General features: G+C 73.0%; 1 protein-coding gene. It reads right to left on the bottom strand.

Annotated features, from left to right (window positions below; translation table 11 throughout):
* Window positions 1-1548: condensation domain-containing protein (locus LO771_RS29955; protein ID WP_230748297.1), on the bottom strand; the 1548-nt coding region annotated here is incomplete at both ends.

Here is a 1548-nt window from a genome sequence, read left to right as displayed (position 1 = left end):
GGTGTCGTTCCAGGTGGTGAGGACCTGGTGGCGTTCGGTGGTGTCCATGACCGGGATGTGGTGCACGGGTGCGGCCGGGTCGGCGGCGACGGTCTCCAGGACCCGGATGAGGCGGCGGCTCAGTGAGGTGGCGGTCGTCTCCTGGAAGAGGTCGGTGGCGTAGGTGAGTGTGCCGGTGATGCCGGTCGGGGTGCCGTCGGGGTCGAGGGTTTCGGTGAGGTCGAGGGCGAGGTCGAACTTGGCGGGGGTGTCGCCGGTGGGGGCGGGCTGAATGTCCAGGCCGTCGAGGTCGAGGACGGCCTGGGTGGTGTTCTGGAGGGTCAGCATGACCTGGAAGAGGGGGTGGCGGGCCAGGGAGCGGGCGGGGGCCAGGTCCTCGACCAGGCGCTCGAAGGGGATGTCCTGGTGCTCGTGCGCGTCCAGGGCCGCGTCGCGGACCCGGGTCAGCAGTTCACCGAAGGTGGGGTTGCCGCTGAGGTCGGTGCGCAGGACCAGGGTGTTGACGAAGAGGCCGACCAGGCCGGTGAGGGCGTCGTCCCGGCGGCCCGCGACCGGCGTGCCGATGGGGATGTCCTGGCCGGCGCCGTGCCGGGACAGGGTCACCGCGAGGGCGGCCTGCAGGACCATGTGCAGGGTGACGCCCCGCTCGCGGGCCAGTTCCAGCAGGTGCTGGTGCAGATCGGTGTCCAGGCGCAGGGGGATCTGCGCGCCGTGGTGGGTGGCGGTGGCGGGGCGGGGGTGGTCGGTGGGCAGGGTGAGTTCCTCGGGCAGGCCGGCCAGGGCCTTGCGCCAGTAGCCCAACTGCTCGTTGAGCAGGCTGCTCGGATCCTCCTCGTCGCCGAGGAGGTCGTGCTGCCACAGGGTGTAGTCGGCGTACTGGACCGGCAGCGGCTCCCACGCCGGGGCCCGGCCCGCGGTGCGGGCCGTGTAGGCGTGGGACACGTCGTCGGCGAGCGGGGCCAGCGACCAGCCGTCCGCCGCGATGTGGTGCACCACGACCACCAGGACGTGGTCATCGGGGCCGGCGGTGAGCAGGTCCGCGCGCAGCGGCAGATCCGCCGCCAGGTCGAACGGGCGACCGGCGATGGCCGCAACGGCGTCCGACAGGTCCTCCTGCGTGACCTCGCCGGTGCCCAGCGTGAAGGAGACGGCCTCCGGTGCGGTGATCCGCTGCTGCGGGACACCGTCGACGGTCGCGACGACCGTGCGCAGCACCTCGTGGCGGACCAGTACGTCACGGAAGGCCTCCTCCAGCGCTGTCCGGTCCAGTTCGCCCCGCAGGCGCATGGCGAGGGGGATGTTGTAGGTGGCGCTGGGGCCCTCCAGCTCGCCGAGGAACCACAGGCGGCGCTGCGCGAACGACAGCGGCAGTGCGTCGGGGCGCACACCGGCGGTCAGAGCGCGGCGGACCGGGCGTCCGGTGTCCGCCAGCACGGTCGCGATGCCCGCCGGGGAGGGGGCGTCGAAGACGGTCCGCAGGGGGATCTCGCTGCCGAGGACGGTGCGGATGCGGTTGATGAGGCGGGTGGCGAGCAGGGAGTGGCCGCC

It is taken from the genome of Streptacidiphilus sp. ASG 303, assembly GCF_020991365.1.
Classification (GTDB): Bacteria; Actinomycetota; Actinomycetes; order Streptomycetales; family Streptomycetaceae; genus Peterkaempfera.
This window is presented reverse-complemented; position numbering and strand designations above follow the sequence as displayed.